The following is a 16,162-nucleotide window of genomic DNA, read 5'->3' as shown; positions in this document are numbered from 1 at the left end:
AATGAGGCCATCATCTTGGATACCGGGAGGCTTTCATGAGAAAACACCGAGGGGTTTGGCTCGCCATACCTTTGTTTGTTTTGTTTGCCGTTGCCATCGTGCAATTCGCCCTAAGCTCGCTGCGTATTCAGGCATTGATGAAGCCATTGCGGCCGGAAACAGCCGGGCAGACGGAACAGCTCCACCGCGTGGTGTTGGTAGCACAGGAGCTGGATAATCCCTATTGGCGAAGCATTGGCGACAGCGCGATAGCGGCTGGCTCCGAGCAAGGCCTTCAGGTGGATTACGTCGGTCCGCTGCGCATCAATCCGGACGAGCAGCTCACCCTGCTGGAACGGGCCATCGCCTCCAAGGCGGATGCCATTCTTGTACAAGGCACGGGCATGGCTCGTTCGGTTTCTCTTCTGAAGCAGGCAAAAGAAGCTGGCATTCCCGTCTTGACGCTGGATGCGGACGAGCCAAACGGAGATCGTGCCGCCTACATCGGTACGGACAATGCCAAGGCCGGACAGCAGATGGGCCGATGGGTAGCGGAACGTTCCGGCGACCGAGCTGTGATCGGCGTCATCATCGGCACCCGAGCGAGCGATAGCCAGAAACAGCGATTGGAAGGGTTGCGGAGCGTAGTAGCGACCCATCCGGGGATGCGCATCCTTGAAGTGTTAACCTCCGATATCTCCCGACTCAAGGCAGGCAACGAAACCCGCCTTCTGCTCACCGAGCACCCCGACGTAACGGACATCGTGGGACTGAGCTCCCTGGATGCCTTGGGGGCCATGGATGCAGCGGAACAGCTCGGCCGGACCGATCTCCGGCTCTATGCGTTTGACGATCTACCAGAGACACAAGCAGCCATTGCGGCAGGGAAGCTTCAGCTCACCTTGGTCCAACAGCCGGATGAAATCGGACGAGTCGCCATCGAGCAGGTTTCTCGTCTATTGCAGGGAGATTCGGTGAAAGGCACTTCCTTCACTCCCGTTGAGGTACTCACCAAAGAGGACCTATCTGCTGGAAAAGGAGCACTCGCGCCATGACCATTCGGACTCGCCTGCTGATCATTCTCCCTCTTCTCGTCCTTCTGATGAACTCCGTGGCCTTCTTCCTGTTTCAGAGCACAAGCCGCATTCAAGACAGCTACAACCTGACCCTGCAGCGCGTGCTTCTCTATCAGGAAACCACAACAGCGGCGGATCAAAGCTTGAAGGCTCTCTACTCCGCACTTCTTAGTCCCAGACAGGAGGAAGCCGTCCTGGCGGTAAACGAGGCCAACCGAGTGCTGCTGCTGAAAAGGGATCAGCTTCGCGAGGAGGGAACGATCCCGGCTGCCTCTCCCATTCGGACGGGCTACCTTCACTTGACAGAAACCCTGACGAAGGCGATAACGGACTCCCTGGCACTCGCCAGAAGCGGAGAGAGCGACGCAGCGCTCAGCCGTTATCTCGAAGTGGAACGCATAGCCGATTTCATCCGTTCGGAAGCTAGTCGGCTGACGGATACCGAGCTCGCCTTTTTCCAGCCTGTGTATGAGCAGGCGCGGAATGAAAATCAGCGATTGTTTGCATACGGGATCGCCGCTTTCGCTTTCGGAACGCTGCTTACCATCGCTCTAGCGATAACGATTTCACGAAGCGTAACAGAGCCCGTAACAGAACTCATGCGCGCGGCCGAACGTGTTTCGGACGGAGACTTGACCGTTCAGTTGCCCGACCGCCGGACAAACGACGAACTGGGGAGCCTATATGATTCCATCCGTCACATGCTCACGGAGCTGCAAAGCTCAATCGAACGGGACAAACTGCTTCATGAGAAGGAGCAGCACGTCAAGACACTGGAGCTTCAAGCGCTGCAAAGCCAATTCCACCCTCACTTTCTGTTTAATACCTTGAATGTCCTCTCCAAGCTGGCCCTGCTGGAAAACGCGGAGAAAACGAGCGGCCTGATCGTCTCGCTGTCCCATCTGCTCCGCTATAATCTTCAAACGCTTGATCGATTCGTGACCGTGCGGGATGAGGTGCAGCACGTTCAAGACTACTTGACCATCCAGAACGCTCGCTTTCGCGACCGAATCCGGTATGAGCTGGAGCTGGAGGATGCCGCGATGGAAGCAACGATCCCCTCCCTGCTCCTGCAGCCGCTGGTCGAGAACGCCTTCGCTCATGGCATTGCTTCCATGGAGAGCGGCGCGGTCATTCGAATCGAAGCGTGCCGAGAGTCGGACGGCTCTGTCCGATTGGCCGTGAGCGATAACGGCGTCGGAATGAAAGAAGAAACCCGGCTTGCTCTACTCGACTCAGAGGCGGACATGCCGCTTCCTTCCGACTCCTCTACCGGGCTTGGAACGCGCAATGTCTTTAAGAGGCTTCGACTCGTATACGGTCGAGAGGATCTTGTCGACATTGCAAGCGCGCCTGGCCAAGGAACCACCATTACCCTGCGAATCCCCCCTGACGGAAAGGAAGATGCTCATGTACCGGATTCTCCTCGTGGATGATGAAGCTTTGGAACGGGAAGGCTTGGAGTGGATCATCCACCGTTCCTTTTCCGATACCTTCGAAGTGGCCCACGCCGAGAATGGACGAGCCGCCATTGAGCTTGCGGAGGACTTGCGGCCGCATATCGTCTTTATGGATGTCAACATGCCAGGTATTCCAGGACTGGCGGCCCTGCGGGAGATCAAAGCCCGCGCGCCGGAGACCAAGCTCGTCCTCGTAACAGCTTACGATTATTTCTCGTATGCCCAGGAAGCAGTGTCACTCGGCGTGAAGGAATACCTGGTGAAGCCGGCGAGCCAGGAGCAGATTGTCTCGCTCCTGCACCGACTTCGGGAGGAACTCGACCGCGAGAAGCACCAGCGGGCGAACAAGCTCACGCTGCGCGACCGGATGTCGCAGGTCATGCCGCTCATCGAAAATGAGCTGGCGTTGTTGTTCATGACAGGCCCGGAGCCGGGAGAGGAAGGCCGACAGTTTGCCGATTGGCTCGGCTTCTCCTTGGACCGCGGCGTGGCGGTAGTCGCGGCCTTCCCAGCCGATGGGATCACTCAACCGGATCGCAAGCTGTTTCGCTCCTTCCACGGGCTCGCTCAAACCTTCGGCAGCTCGGTAACGAGCTCTCTCCTCCATCGCCACATGGCCTTCTTCCTGCGCAAGCCGCCCGGTCCTTCGGCGGATGAATGGATGAAGGACGTGAATCGCTTTGCCGATCGGCTGATTCATCAGGCCGATCAGCTTTTTCAGCTACACATTTACGTGGGCATGGGTACCCTCCAAGCGGGATCTGCCGGCTTGCATCAATCGTATTTTGAGGCGGTCTTCGCCTCCACCTTCGCGCATGAGGAACAGCCCCTCTGCTTGTTCGGGGAATTGACCTCGGAAGCGAGTGCTGCCTTCCTACAGAATCGGGATAAGCTGGATGCATCAGCCGCCAGTCCGCTCTATGTTGCCAATGCCCTTCAGCAAATTCGGCAGGAACGGGAGCAGGAAGCGACGAGCGTAGCCGACAGAGCCAAGCAGTATATCGATTCCCATTACCCCGAAGACCTGTCCCTGGATCAAGTGGCCGAGCAGGTGCACCTCAACGCCTTCTATTTCAGCAAAATCTTCAAGCAGCACACCGGCGAAACCTTCATTGACTACCTCACCGGGGTCCGCATCGCGAAGGCTAAGGCCTACATCGAGGCAGGAGAGCTGAGCTTGAAGGAAATTTGTTTCCGCGTCGGCTACAAGGACCCGAATTACTTTAGTCGGGTTTTTCGAAAAGTGACCGGCGTCTCCCCGAGTGACTATCGGGAGCGGGAACGGTAAGTCGCGTTCACGTTTTGCCAACGCCTGATCCAGATCCCGCGGTCTGGATTTTTTTGCGTTTGCGACAGCAAAAGGATGCTAGCCCTCCTGGAATGGCGAGTCCCCTCTCTGCGGCAATATAGGAATGCGAGGATCTGACAAGATCGTGCTGGTTTCCGTACGCCGGTGAGAGCGAACTGCTTGCTATACTCAAGTCATCAGTCAACCTCGCCTGTTCCATTGCAGGCGGTACAACCGGAAAGGGGTTTCAACCATGAACCACCAAAACCAACAAGCATCCTCCGGACCGAACATGACCTTCGTCCTGCTGATTGCAGCGGTGGCTGCACTTGGCGGCTTTCTCGCCGGATTCGACACCTCCGCCATGTCGGGAGCGAACGGCTTTCTGAAGGAACGCTTTGCACTGGGCAACAGCCTGCTCGGCTGGACCGTCTCCTGCCTGATCGTCGGATGCACGGTTGGCGCTGCCTTCGCCGGCTCGCTGGGCGACCGCTTTGGCCGCAAGAAAGTGTTGATCGGTGCAGGACTTCTCTTCGCGCTTGGCATCGGCCTCTCGGCCCTTGCGCCAACGTTATCCTTCTTGATCCCGTTCCGCATGGTCGAGGGACTGGGCCTCGGGCTCATGTCCGCTCTGTGCCCGCTGTACAACGCCGAGATCTCCCCTGCCCAATACCGCGGCCGTCTCGTGGCCATGCACCAATTGGCAGTGGTGACCGGCATTTTCCTCGGTTCGCTGCTTGCATTCAGCATTACCGGATGGGGAGATGACCTATGGAATCAGACGACCGGCTGGCGCATCCTGCTCGGCTGCGGCATCGTTCCCGGCGTACTCTTCCTCGGCCTCCTGTTCATCGTGCCGGAAAGCCCGCGCTGGCTCATCAAGCACGGCAAGCCGGAGAAGGCACTGCCCATCCTCGTGAAGATTAACGGCGAGGAATTGGCTCGTCAGGAAGTGCTCGACATCAAGGCCTCCTTCAAGGAAGAAGAAGGGCTCGGCCATGCCACCTTCAAGGAGCTGTTCGCTTCCAAGCATCGGTTCATCCTGCTGATCGGCGTGATGATGGCCGTCCTGCAGCAGGTGACCGGGATCAACGCGATCATGTACTATGCGCCTGAGATCTTCCGGCAAACCGGTGCGGGAACGAGCGGCTCGTTGACCCAAACCATCTTCGTCGGCCTCACCAACCTCGTCTTCACCGTTCTGTCTCTGTGGCTAGTCGATAAGGCGGGCCGCAAGCGTCTGATTCTGTTTGGCTCCGCGTTCATGACGCTCAGCCTCTCGGTAATCGGCTATGCCTTCCATACCGGGCAAACCGCCGGTCCGCTTGTCCTGATCGCCATTCTCGTCTATGTCGCAGCCTTCGCCATTTCGCTCGGTGCTGTCGTCTGGGTCATTCTGTCGGAGATCTTCCCGAGCCGCATTCGCGGTCTCGCGACCGCCGTCTGCACGATGGCCCTCTGGGCCGCCAACTTCGTCGTCTCGCAGTCCTTCCCCTCCCTGCTGGCATCCGTGGGGCCGGCGACAACGTTCTGGCTGTTTGCCGGAGCCTCGCTCTTTACCCTGCTGTTCACAGCCGGCGTCGTGCCGGAAACGAAGGGCAAATCGCTAGACGAGATCGAAGCCATGTGGCACGAGCAGCGCGAACGCAAAGAAGCGCTCGAGCCAAGCATCACGCGTCCGTAAGGAACATTGGCAATCGAACTTTGCCAAGAGCATACCTTGTCCACCTAACCATCCCATCATGAAAACCAGCCCTGCTGCGGAGTGCGTTCCGTGGCAAGGCTGGTTTTTTGTCAATGGATGAAGGAGCACGGCTCCCTCAACGGGATTGTATTAAACATTTTCGGCAACCGTAGAGTGGATTTCTCGCAAAGTTTCTACGGAACCGTTGGCCGCTTTTCAGGAACAGAATGTGGATGCTGCGGTGTCTCTGGCTAATCACGGCATACGCTTTTCCTGCGATATTCAGACTGTATCCTGTGCCTTTCAGGCGATTTATCACAGTTGGATGTATCTACAGGACAAAGGGGAAGAAATGCAAGCCTCCGTTACGGACATTTTGCTGAATGGTGTGATCAACCAGATCGTTATCCCTTGAAGCATTAGACCCACTCGCCCGTCTACGCCCTGATAAAAGGCGTCAGGCTCTTCTCGAGCGGTTGGATCGCATGGTTGAGCAGCTGTTCCAGGTCACGGGAAACGGAGGCTGTGTCGATCCTCCTTAGGAAGGAATAGATCCACCCCTGAACGGCTGCATCCTCCTGAACGACTACCTCCCTCCCCGTTTGAACGGACAAGGCCGCGGCCAGGTTCTCAAAGGTCCAAGCTTGAGGTGCTGTGAGCTCGTAGGTTTTGCCGACATGTCCTTCTTCGGACAATAGGATCGCGGTAGCCTCTGCTAGATCCGAGCGCGTGACCGAGTGAAACCTCCAGTTTCCGGGAGGAACGCGGAGTTGTCCACTCATGAGGGCGCCGGAAAGATCTAGTGCACCCACAAAGTCGATATAGAGAGCATTTCGCAGGAACGTATAGGACAGGGTTGATTCCCGAATGGCTTGTTCGGTTGCCCGATGCAGCTCGACCGGCGAGCCTGAGCCGTTCTCTAGAAAAGCGAAGCTGGTGTAAAGCAGATGCTTCACCTTGGCCTTGCGTGCGGCCTCGATGACCTGTTGATGCTGACGCAAGCGAACCGCATCGTCGGAGTGCGGGCTCGAGATCAACAGCAGCTTCGACACCCCCTCGAAGCCGTGTTCCAACGATTCGGGGACGTCATAATCGCATAACCGGACCGGAACTCCCATCTTACCGTAACGTTCGGCTGAATCGGGACAGCGCACACAAGCGATGAACGCATCGGGCCGCATTCTTCGAAGAAGATGGTCCACGATAAGGCTGCCCAACTGTCCACTGGCTCCTGTAATGGCAATCGTCATTCTCTCACTCCTTCTCAGGTAATCGGGGAGCAGACTCCCTCAATTTGCTTACCAAGACCAACAGCTGTTTCAGCTCATGCGCCTCCAGTGCTTGCATCCGCTCGCTGACCCGCTGTCGGTTTTCTGGAAGATGCCGCATGAGCAGACTTTTCCCTTCCTCGGTGATGGAAATGAGCGTCATTCTCCCGTCTTGTGGATGAACAGCCCGGTGAATGAACCCGTCCCTCTCCAATGGGATGAGCAACAGGCTGATGTTCGCCTTGGTTACGCCGATTCGTTGAGCCAGCTCAGACGGAAGCAGCGTCCCTCCGGCCTTCATGATTTCAACCATTACCCGGATGCGGGCACCGTTCAGCCCATGGGATTGCCAGACCTGCTCCGAGACTTCCACCAGCTTGGCCGTGGTCTCCACCAGGGCGAAAAACACTTCATTCGCCAATGGCAAGTGCAGAACGTACTCTTGCAGTTCTTCCATTAAGGCAACGCTCCCCTTTGATATAGTTAAGCTATTAACTATTTCAAAGCATACGGGAGTCTACCAAGCTTGTCAATTGCTCGGAGGGATAACAAACAGCCCTACTGCGGAATAGATTCCACAGCAGGGCTGTTATTCATTGTCACCAAGCGACTCCTAGAAACTCCTGAAATAGAAAATCGCCAATTGAGTCCGGTCCCTTAGCTCCAGCTTATCCAGAATGGCGCTGATGTAATTGCGGACAGTGCCCTCGCTCAAGAACAGCTCGCGGGCGATTTCTTTGTTGGACAAGCCGTTGGCTACTTGAACGATGATGGCCCATTCTCGCTCGTTCAGCCCCAGCCGGACATAGTCCTGGCCCTTGGAGCCCGCTCCTAACAGATCCGGCAGCCGGGTAGCCACCCGGTCTCCGAATACCCGCTGGCCTCCGTAGACACTGCGGAGCGCCGGCACGATGCTTTCGAAGTCCTGCTTCAGGATATACCCCTTGGCCCCGATCCGCAGCGCCTTGACAATATACTCATCATCCGAGAAGGTCGTCAGAAACAGCACCTTGCCCTGCGGGTCCTCTTGAAGCAAAATCTCCGCCGCGTCGATGCCCGTCAGCCCCTCCATGCGGATGTCCATCAGCAGGATGTCGGGTTTCAAGCTCCGGTACAAGGCGATGGCCTCCAGACCGCTGCTTCCCACCCCAGCTACCTGTAGGCCTCCATCCGCTTCCAATATGGTTTTCAAAGAGGCGGTGACCAGCCGGTCGTCGTCCACAACCACCACTCTCATTCCTCGTCCACTCCTTTGGGTATGGAGATAAAGACCGCAAACCCTTCCTTGACGGAAAGATGCATGTGCCCCTCCAGCGCCGCTACACGCGTCTCCATATTCTTTAATCCGATGCCGCTCTCCAGGTTCAGATCCTTGACGCTTCCGTTATCCGTCACGATCAGCTGGTATAGAGCGGGATGTTCTCGCAGCACCACCTTGACGAAGGTAGCATCGGAATGCCGCACGATATTGGACAGGGCTTCCTTCACGATGGAGATGATGGCATATTTTTGCCGCTTGCCGAGGTTGCTCTGGATATCGTAATCGAAGTGAAGCTCACAGAACGTAAACCGTTCCGTCAGCTCCTGAAGCTGAGCATACAGATCCACGGACTCGTCATACAGGTTGTGCACGCTTTGGCGGATGCTGTCCATGGCTGTTGACAAGGTGTTTCTCAGATCCAGCAAAGGCTGCCGCTTGTCCGGTTCCTTGGTGACCGCGAGCAGCGCCCCCATCTGCAGCAAGGAACTGGAGAGCAAATGCCCGACATTGTCATGAATCTCGCGGGCAATGCGGCTCCTCTCATTCAGGGTAGCCAGGCTGATTCGCTCATCCTGGCCTTCCAACAGCTCCTGGTTCTGCCTTTTTAGCGTCAGCGCCATCTCCCGTGAGGTGTCTCTTAGGAGATTGTAGTTCCGCTGCAGAGCAGCCTGCGTCGTCGTCCGCTTCCTCAACAGCCATGCTGCCGCCAGCAACACACAGGGAAATACCATCGTGACATCAAACATATCCATATGCCACAGAATAGGAATCAGAGCAGCTAAGACTAGCTTTTGGGTAGCCCTGTAAAACAGGTCGTAGCAGATGAGAGGGATAAAGAACAAGAGGCCTGGGAGAACCAGAGAACATCCCATAAAAAGGCTGCCAAGAACGAGGGGCATCCTGCCCTGCTCGTAGTAGCTGAAGAGGCAGCTGATGCTGAACGCGATGAGGATCGGCGCAACATCCATGCCGAAACGGGGTTCCAGCAGGTAAGCCGCAAGACAAGCTCCAAACAATACGCATTTATCGGTCAAATTCATGGGAGGGTCATCCTAGGAATCGTAATGAGCAAGCTTCACCATTCTACCATGAATTCGGAGGAGCCGAATGCAAAGCATGACAAATGTCATGAGCGATTTCTAACATCTGACTCTATCTGGATCGAGACGGCTGCACTACGATAGAGGAAGACGAGAAGTGCCAATGATAACGTTTGGAGGCCACTACTATGGTGATTAAGGTGAAGAACCTTGTAAAGCGATATGACGAACTGCTGGCGCTGGACCATCTTTCCCTGGAAGTCCACAAGGGAGAAATTTTCGGACTGCTGGGGCCGAATGGCTCCGGGAAAACCACCATCATCAACTGCATCCTCTCCCTGCTCAAGTATGACAAAGGAGAAATCGAAGTGTTCGGTAAACCCATGAAGCCGGAATCCTATGATCTGAAACGGGATATCGGGATCATCATGCAAAATGTTGCCGTCTTCGATGAACTGACCGTTTATGAAAACATCGATTACTTCTGCGGCCTGTATATTCGCGACAAGGCGGAACGCAAGCGATTGGTGCGCGAGGCAATCGAATTCGTCGGGCTGGAGGATTTCACGAAGTTTTATCCCAAAAAGCTGAGCGGCGGGCTGCTCCGGCGGCTAAACATTGCCTGCGGCATCGCCCATAAGCCCAAGCTGATTATCCTGGATGAGCCGACCGTGGCTGTCGATCCCCAAAGCCGGAACAAAATCCTGGAAGGGATCGTGAAGCTCAACGAGCAAGGGGCTACGATTGTCTACACCTCTCATTACATGGAGGAGGTGGAGCAAATCTGTTCCCGAATCGTCATCATGGACAAAGGCAAGGTGGTCGCAACCGGCTCCAAGGAGGAGCTGAAGGGAATGATCGCGCTGGGTGAGAAAATTACAGTGGAAACCTTCGCGGCCGCTCAGCCTGAACATCTCGCAGAGCTGAGAAAGCTGCCGGGGATCGAGTCAGTGGAATGGCATGATAAGCTTCTGAGCATCAAATCGGGGAAAGGTCGCAACAATTTGGAGCAGGTGCTCGATTTTCTGAAAACCCGGAATATCAGCTTCGGTCGGATTTATTCGGAGCTGCCTACCTTAAATGATGTGTTCCTGGAGATTACAGGAAAGCAATTGAGAGATTAAACCCTGCCCAAGCAGCCTGACAAGGAGTGATACTATGTTCGGCCATATTATGCTTACCCGAATGAAATGCCTGCTCCGTGACCGCCAGCTCATGTTCTGGACGCTGTTCTTCCCGCTCATTCTGGGGACCTTCTTCCAGATGGCCTTCTCCAATCTGGATAAGACGGAGTCGTTTAAACCGATTGCCGCCGCGGTGATTGAGAATGATGCGTACAAGAATAACTCCTTCTTCCGGCAATTGATGGATACCGTATCCGAGGGGGATTCCCGAATCTTCAACCTGACCCGCACGGTAACAGCAGAGGAAGCGAACCAGCTTCTGGAGGCCGGAGATATTGTGGGCTACTATACGGCGGATGGCAATCAGGTCAGTCTTACGGTTAAGAGCTCGGGGATAAACCAGAGCATCATGAAAAGCTTCGCAGACCAATACCTGCAGACCTCCTCTGCCGTAGAGGAAATCATTCAGACCAACCCCCAGGCTCTGCAAAATGGCATCCTCTCCAAGCTGAGCGATGAGCTTGATCTGATGAAGGAAGTCCCGATTGGCAGCGCTCCTCTGAGTCTGTCCGTGAACTACTTTTACACCCTGATCGCCATGGCTTGCTTCTATGGCAGCTTCCTGGGCCTGAAAGAAGTGACGGATATTCAAGCGGATTTGTCCAACTGCGCCATGAGGGTGAACATGTCTCCCGTCCACAAGTTCAAGGCATTCTTGGCAGGCATGACGGGTGCGCTCATCATCCATTTTGCCGAGATACTGATTTTGCTTGCTTATGTCACCCAGATTCTGAAGGTGGACTTTGGCTCCAAAACCGGCTATGTGCTGGCTACGGCTTTCCTGGGCTGCGTTCTGGGCTTGTCCTTCGGCTCTCTGATCAGCGCCGCTTTCAAGAAAAACGAGAACACCAAAACGGCCATTTTGTTAACCAGCATCATGATCGGCTCCTTCCTTGCGGGCATGATGGCCATGAACATGAAGTACCAGGTGATGAAGTACATGCCCATTCTGTCTTACCTGAATCCGGTCAACCTGCTGACCGATGCCCTTTATTCCCTCTACTACTACGACACGCTTGACCGCTATCTGCTGAACATGGGGCTGATGGGCGCTTTCGCTGCAGTCTTCTGTCTGGGAACCTATCTGATAATCAGGAGGCGGAAGTATGCCAGTCTTTAAGCTATGTCTGAAAATCATCAAGAAAAATCTGGTTTCGATATCCTTGTATATCGGCATCTTTCTTTTGATTGCCGCTCTCATCTCTCTGTCTGGCACGGCTGAGCAAGCCTCCGGCTTCTCTGCCTCCAAAGCGAAAATTGCGTTTATGGCGGAAGAAAGCACGCCTCTGGTGGAGGGATTCCGGCAGGTTCTGGAAGAACAAGCCACCCTGGTGGAGCTTCCGGATGACAAGGAAAAGCTGCAGGACGCCCTGTTTTTCCGGGATGTGACTTACGTTGTGCGGATTCCTTCCGGCTTTACCAAGGATTTTCTGGAAAATCGCGGTACTCGGCTGGAGAAAACAACTGTTCCTGGCACCACGGATAATGCTTATGTGGATCTGAGGGTGCAGCAATACTGGAAGCTGGCGAACCTCCACCTTGCAGGCAATCTCGGGATTACCCAAGAAGCCCTGGCTGAGCAACTGAAGCAGGACATGGCCGCCAATACCACGGTGAACATGGCCCAATTTCAGAACAAGAAGGATTTCAGCCAGAGCTTTGCCGCCAACTATTTCAACTACACGGCTTATAGCTTGACCTCTGTGCTGATCCTGGGCATCTCTGCGATTATGATGGTTTTCCACAACAAGGATTTGAGAAGACGGAATTTCTGCTCGCCCATTCCGGCCGGCAGCTTCACCATGCAGCTATTTCTGGCTAACCTGGTCTATACCATAGCCGCGTGGGCGGTTATTGCGGCAGCTTGCTTTGCGTTAAGCCCCCAAGAGATCTTAACGGGCAACATGCCGTATTTGCTGGTAAATTCCATTGTCTTTACCTTCTGCATGTCCTGCTTAAGCTTCCTGATCGGCAATCTGGTTACGAGTCGCAATGCTTTGAGTGCCATTGCCAACGTGGTGGGCCTTGGCCCGTCCTTCATCAGTGGTGTGTTCGTGCCCCAACAATTCCTTGGGGATACGGTACTTCGCATTGCCAGCTTCACGCCGACCTACTGGTTCGTGCAGGGCAATACCCGCATCAGCACCTTGACCAGCTTCAACTGGACCAGCTTGTCCCCGGTATTCTATGACATGCTGATTCAGATCGGCTTCGCTGCGGCCTTCCTGTCCGCTGCCCTGATGCTGGGCAAGCGCAAGCAACTCCAGGCTTAAGAAATAACAACGCAAAAACACCTTCAAGGTGGGTCTCCCAATCTTGCGATAGGGTCCCATTCCCTTAAAGGTGTTTTTTGTCAGCCTCTACGGAGAAGTTAGAAGATAAAGTCCTCGTCGGTCAGCGGCTCGACATTGAGTGCACGGACATAGCCGTTGCCTTTTTTGGAGAAAAAGTCATGCTGCTTCGTATGCGTGCTGATGCCGTTGAAGACGATCGGGTTCACTTCTTCCTCCGGAAAGAGCGGATCGAAGCCCAGGTTCATCATCGCCTTGTTGGCGTTATAGCGAAGGAAGATCTTCACCTCGTCCACGAGGCCGATCTCGGTATAAATCTGTTCGGTGTACTGCTCCTCGTTAGCGTGAAGGTAGCGCAGCAGGCCGATGAGTGTCTCATAGACGTCCTTTTGCTCCTCCTCGCTCAGGGAGGCATAGATCTCTTGGGCGAGAACACCCACATAGACCCCGTGAATGCTCTCATCGCGTAGGATCAAGTCGATGATTTCGCCGCTGCAAGTCATCTTCCCTTGTCCGGCGAGATAAAGCGGATAGAAGAAGCCGCTATAGAACAGGTAGCTCTCCAGAAGGACCGATGCGCACATGGCGAGGAAAAGCTGCTTCGGCGTTTGGATATCCGTGTAGTACTGACGGATCGTCTCGGCCTTCTTTTGCAGATAAGGATTCTCCTCGACCCACTGGAAGACCGCATCGATCTCCTCCGTGGAAGCCAGCGTTGTGAAGATGCTGCTGTACGACTTGGCATGGATTTGCTCCATCATGCCCATGAACGCGAGGACCGCCTTGCGCTGAAGGCCCTCCACCTGCTCCATGATCTGCGGCATGCCCACTCCGCCTTGAATCGTGTCGAGAAGCGTGAGCCCGCCGAGCACCTTCATATAGGCATCGCGTTGTTCCGGGTTCAGGGTCACCCAGACCATTTTGTCGTCCGACAGCGGAATTTCATCATCGGTCCAGAACTGCATGATATTCTGGTCCCAGAACATTTTCGAAAAATCATCGTCAGGCCGGTTCCAGTTCACGGCTTTGATCGCACTCATGGTCTTCCTTCCCTTCCTTGCTGCTTCGAAGATGACGGGGGCACCGCCCTCTCCGAAGACTCGGGTATCATTAAACGGAGCAGACGAGGCATTCCTCAACGGACAGCTTGTTGGTCCGCGTGTAGTAGAGAGACTTCAGCCCTTTGTGAGCGGCGTACAAGTAGTATCGCGCTAGTTGGCGAGTCGTCACGTTGCTGTTGACGTGCAGGACGGTCGAGATGCCTTGATCGACATGAGCTTGAATCTCGGCGATCAGGTCGAGCACCTTGAATTGGTCCATCTGATAAGCCGATTTGTAGAAGAACAGGTTGTCCGGCTGCAGATAAGGCATCGGGTAGTAGGTCGTCGAGTTCGCATACGTGCGGGTTTCGATCCGTTCCACGACAGGCATGACGCTCGACGTCGCGTTTTGGATGTAGGAGATGCTGGCCGTAGGCGCGATGGCCATCCGGTACGCGTGGTACAAGCCATTCTTCATGACCTTCCCCTTCAGCTCGGCCCAATCGGCCGGTCCCGGCAGCTCCATTCCTTCGAATAGCGCCTTCACACGGTCGCTCGTCGGACGGAAATCGGTGGTCAGGTAGCGGTCAAAGTAAACGCCGCTTGCGTAATCCGTTTTCTCGAAGTCACAGAAGCTCTCTCCTTGCTCGGCTGCGATCTCCGAGCTCTTCTCGAGCGAGAAGAAGTTCATCGCCATGAAGAACGCGCGGGCGAATTCCTTCGCTTCGTTGCTCTCGTAGGCAATCTTGTTCTTGGCAAAATACCCATGCAGGTTCATGACGCCGAGGCCAACCGAGTGCATCTCGCGGTTCGCCTTGACGACGCCGGGAGCGTTCTGAATGGTGGTCATGTCGCTGACTGCCGTAAGCCCGATCATGCCTTCGTGGACGGATTCGCGCAGCTTGCGCTTTTCCATCACGTTGACAATGTTGAGCGAGGCCAGGTTGCAGCTGATATCGCGGCGGATCGTATCGGCTTGGCCGTAATCGGCGATCTCGGTCGTCTCCTGGAGCTGGAAGATCTCCGTGCACAGGTTCGACATCTTGATTTGGCCGATCGGTCCGAGCGCATGGCCTTTGTTGGCGTTGGAGCGGTTCATGATGTAGGGATAGCCGGATTCGAGCTGCACGGTTGCAATCTTCGTCAGCATGTCGCGCGCACTCATGACAACCTTCTTCTTCACGCGGTTGTCGGCAAGCAGCGTATCGTACATTTCATCCATGTCCAGGTCGTCCATATGTACGCCATAGGCTTTGTAGATGCTGTACGGGGCAAAGATGTGCAGCGGCTCGTTGTCCTGCGCCAGCTTGTAGAAGCGGTTCGGCACGATGAGGCCGATCGACAATGTCTTGAGGCGTGTCCGCTCGTCGGCGTTGATCTTCTTGCTGTCCAGGAACTCCATGAGGTCCCAGCCGAAAATGTTGTAGTAGGCTGCTCCGGAGCCTTTGCGCTGGCCCATCTGGTCGGCATAGGAGAACGCATCCTCCATCAGCTTCAGAACGGGCATGATGCCCTTAGCGGCTCCTTCGACGCCCTTGATCGGTTCGCCGCGGCCGCGAAGCTTCGACAGGTTGACGGCCACGCCGCCCCCGATCTTCGAAAGCTGCATGCACGTATTCAGGACGTAGTTGATGGAGTTCAGGGTGTCATCCATCTCCAGCAGGAAGCAGGAGACCATCTCGCCGCGACGGCTCTTCCCGGCATTCAGGAAGGTCGGGGTCGCCGGCTGCAGGCGCTGTTCCATCATCGAGCGCGTCAGCGTGAGCGCGGTGTTTACGTTGCCGCGTGCAAGGTGCAGGGCGACGATCGCTACCCGGTCCGGGTAATGCTCCAGGTATAGCGAGCGGTCGTTCGTCTTCACCGCGTAGTCTGTATAGAACTTGGATGCCGCCATATACGAAGGGAATTCGAAGTGGTAGCCATGTGCCGTTGCATAGACGAACTCTACTTCCTCCATCGTATAGTGATCCAAGAGATTCTTCTCATAGTAATCGTTGTCGATCATATAGCGAACCTTCTCCGCCGTATCGCGGAAGGTCAGGCTCTTCTTACTGACTTCCTCCGTAAACACTCGAACCGCCTCGCGGTCCTTGTCCAGCTGATAAAACCCGTTCGGGTCCAGCTTCATCAACATGTTGTTCAGCTCAATATGCCGCAACCCGGCTCACCTCCTGATTAAATCGTTCCGCGTCTCCCCACGTGCCCGACAGCTCAAACTTGCTGATCACCGGCACCGCGTATTGCTCCGCGATCAAATCGGCACTGCGGGCAAATTTGTCGCCCCAGTTCCGGTTGCCGCTTGCAGAGACCCCGAGCAGCAGCTCATGGTTGTCCCGCAGGAAAGCGGCTACCCGCTCCGGCACCTGGCCGAAGCCGGTTGTATACGTGACGAGCACGAATGGCTCGTCGAGCTTCAAGGAGTCGTGAATTTGGACGGCGGGAAGCTTCAGCTTCTGCACAAACCTCTTCACATTGCCCGTCTTGGAATCATAGACCACAACCACGATGGAACTCCCCTTTCCTGAGACTTGCCACTGCAAGAGAGGAAACGGCTCTTCCGAACTCAGCTTTGAGTCAGAGAGCCCGTTCCT

At 55.3% G+C, this 16,162-nt stretch carries 14 protein-coding genes; 7 read left to right on the top strand and 7 right to left on the bottom strand.

The features are described from left to right. Positions 1-35 precede the first annotated feature (35 nt). From AAFN83_RS04920 to AAFN83_RS04905, 4 genes are all read left to right on the top strand, one after another. The gene (locus tag AAFN83_RS04920; protein WP_347767564.1) at positions 36-1,034 is read left to right on the top strand and encodes a substrate-binding domain-containing protein; all 999 of its coding nucleotides are present in this window, start codon (positions 36-38) and stop codon (positions 1,032-1,034) included. Next, positions 1,031-2,491 (top strand): sensor histidine kinase, encoded by a 1,461-nt coding sequence (locus tag AAFN83_RS04915; RefSeq protein WP_347767563.1) that lies wholly within the window; start codon positions 1,031-1,033, stop codon positions 2,489-2,491. Before AAFN83_RS04920 ends, AAFN83_RS04915 begins: the two co-directional genes overlap by 4 nt. Beyond that, entirely contained in the window at positions 2,466-3,803 is a 1,338-nt protein-coding gene (locus tag AAFN83_RS04910) for an AraC family transcriptional regulator (protein ID WP_347767562.1), read from the top strand. The genes AAFN83_RS04915 and AAFN83_RS04910 overlap by 26 nt, the downstream gene beginning before the upstream one ends. Before the next feature lie 253 nt (positions 3,804-4,056). Then, complete coding sequence (locus AAFN83_RS04905; RefSeq protein WP_347767560.1) at positions 4,057-5,487, top strand: sugar porter family MFS transporter; 1,431 nt, start codon at positions 4,057-4,059, stop codon at positions 5,485-5,487. Positions 5,488-5,924: 437 nt separating this feature from the next. On the opposite strand, the gene AAFN83_RS04900 is transcribed toward AAFN83_RS04905, so the two are convergent. From AAFN83_RS04900 to AAFN83_RS04885, 4 genes are all read right to left on the bottom strand, one after another. After that, positions 5,925-6,737: an NAD(P)H-binding protein gene (locus tag AAFN83_RS04900; RefSeq protein WP_347767559.1), complete on the bottom strand. Its 813-nt coding sequence runs from the start codon at positions 6,735-6,737 to the stop codon at positions 5,925-5,927. 4 nt (positions 6,738-6,741) lie between these two features. Next, positions 6,742-7,212: a MarR family winged helix-turn-helix transcriptional regulator gene (locus AAFN83_RS04895; protein ID WP_347767557.1), complete on the bottom strand. Its 471-nt coding sequence runs from the start codon at positions 7,210-7,212 to the stop codon at positions 6,742-6,744. A gap of 156 nt (positions 7,213-7,368) precedes the next feature. Continuing rightward, positions 7,369-7,992, bottom strand: a complete 624-nt coding sequence (locus AAFN83_RS04890) for a response regulator (protein WP_347767555.1) — start codon at positions 7,990-7,992, stop codon at positions 7,369-7,371. Beyond that, the gene (locus tag AAFN83_RS04885; protein WP_347767553.1) at positions 7,989-9,056 is read right to left on the bottom strand and encodes a sensor histidine kinase; all 1,068 of its coding nucleotides are present in this window, start codon (positions 9,054-9,056) and stop codon (positions 7,989-7,991) included. Before AAFN83_RS04885 ends, AAFN83_RS04890 begins: the two co-directional genes overlap by 4 nt. Positions 9,057-9,244: 188 nt before the next feature. Here AAFN83_RS04885 and AAFN83_RS04880 point away from each other — a divergent pair, with 188 nt between their 5' ends. The 3 genes from AAFN83_RS04880 to AAFN83_RS04870 are packed head-to-tail and all read left to right on the top strand — an operon-like array spanning position 9,245 to position 12,513. Continuing rightward, entirely contained in the window at positions 9,245-10,180 is a 936-nt protein-coding gene (locus AAFN83_RS04880; protein ID WP_347767552.1) for an ABC transporter ATP-binding protein, read from the top strand. Positions 10,181-10,214: 34 nt separating this feature from the next. Beyond that, the gene (locus AAFN83_RS04875) at positions 10,215-11,360 is read left to right on the top strand and encodes an ABC transporter permease (protein ID WP_347767551.1); all 1,146 of its coding nucleotides are present in this window, start codon (positions 10,215-10,217) and stop codon (positions 11,358-11,360) included. Continuing rightward, complete coding sequence (locus AAFN83_RS04870) at positions 11,347-12,513, top strand: ABC transporter permease (RefSeq protein ID WP_347767550.1); 1,167 nt, start codon at positions 11,347-11,349, stop codon at positions 12,511-12,513. Before AAFN83_RS04875 ends, AAFN83_RS04870 begins: the two co-directional genes overlap by 14 nt. A 98-nt stretch (positions 12,514-12,611) precedes the next feature. Here AAFN83_RS04870 and nrdF read toward each other — a convergent pair whose 3' ends face one another. From nrdF to nrdI, 3 genes are all read right to left on the bottom strand, one after another. After that, a complete protein-coding gene (gene nrdF / locus AAFN83_RS04865; protein WP_347767548.1) occupies positions 12,612-13,571 on the bottom strand; it encodes a class 1b ribonucleoside-diphosphate reductase subunit beta in 960 nt (319 codons plus the stop codon). 70 nt (positions 13,572-13,641) lie between these two features. After that, the gene (gene nrdE, locus AAFN83_RS04860) at positions 13,642-15,729 is read right to left on the bottom strand and encodes a class 1b ribonucleoside-diphosphate reductase subunit alpha (protein WP_347767547.1); all 2,088 of its coding nucleotides are present in this window, start codon (positions 15,727-15,729) and stop codon (positions 13,642-13,644) included. Next, positions 15,716-16,075 (bottom strand): class Ib ribonucleoside-diphosphate reductase assembly flavoprotein NrdI, encoded by a 360-nt coding sequence (gene nrdI, locus AAFN83_RS04855; protein WP_347767545.1) that lies wholly within the window; start codon positions 16,073-16,075, stop codon positions 15,716-15,718. Before nrdI ends, nrdE begins: the two co-directional genes overlap by 14 nt. Positions 16,076-16,162: the final 87 nt, after the last annotated feature.

It is taken from the genome of Gorillibacterium sp. CAU 1737, assembly GCF_039888655.1.
Taxonomy (GTDB): Bacteria; Bacillota; Bacilli; order Paenibacillales; family NBRC-103111; genus Gorillibacterium.
Note: the sequence above shows the minus strand (reverse complement) of the source record. Positions and strands in the feature narration are given on the sequence as shown.

Bases quoted from the DNA above. Each gene is read 5' to 3' on its own strand.
- AAFN83_RS04895 (WP_347767557.1), bottom strand. From the start codon at position 7,212: ATGGAAGAACTGCAAGAGTACGTTCTGCACTTGCCATTGGCGAATGAA.
- AAFN83_RS04885 (WP_347767553.1), bottom strand. From the start codon at position 9,056: ATGAATTTGACCGATAAATGCGTATTGTTTGGAGCTTGTCTTGCGGCT.
- AAFN83_RS04870 (WP_347767550.1), top strand. From the start codon at position 11,347: ATGCCAGTCTTTAAGCTATGTCTGAAAATCATCAAGAAAAATCTGGTT.
- AAFN83_RS04910 (WP_347767562.1), top strand. From the start codon at position 2,466: ATGTACCGGATTCTCCTCGTGGATGATGAAGCTTTGGAACGGGAAGGC.
- AAFN83_RS04875 (WP_347767551.1), top strand. From the start codon at position 10,215: ATGTTCGGCCATATTATGCTTACCCGAATGAAATGCCTGCTCCGTGAC.
- AAFN83_RS04900 (WP_347767559.1), bottom strand. From the start codon at position 6,737: ATGACGATTGCCATTACAGGAGCCAGTGGACAGTTGGGCAGCCTTATC.
- AAFN83_RS04915 (WP_347767563.1), top strand. From the start codon at position 1,031: ATGACCATTCGGACTCGCCTGCTGATCATTCTCCCTCTTCTCGTCCTT.
- AAFN83_RS04905 (WP_347767560.1), top strand. From the start codon at position 4,057: ATGAACCACCAAAACCAACAAGCATCCTCCGGACCGAACATGACCTTC.
- AAFN83_RS04920 (WP_347767564.1), top strand. From the start codon at position 36: ATGAGAAAACACCGAGGGGTTTGGCTCGCCATACCTTTGTTTGTTTTG.
- AAFN83_RS04880 (WP_347767552.1), top strand. From the start codon at position 9,245: ATGGTGATTAAGGTGAAGAACCTTGTAAAGCGATATGACGAACTGCTG.
- AAFN83_RS04890 (WP_347767555.1), bottom strand. From the start codon at position 7,992: ATGAGAGTGGTGGTTGTGGACGACGACCGGCTGGTCACCGCCTCTTTG.
- nrdF (WP_347767548.1), bottom strand. From the start codon at position 13,571: ATGAGTGCGATCAAAGCCGTGAACTGGAACCGGCCTGACGATGATTTT.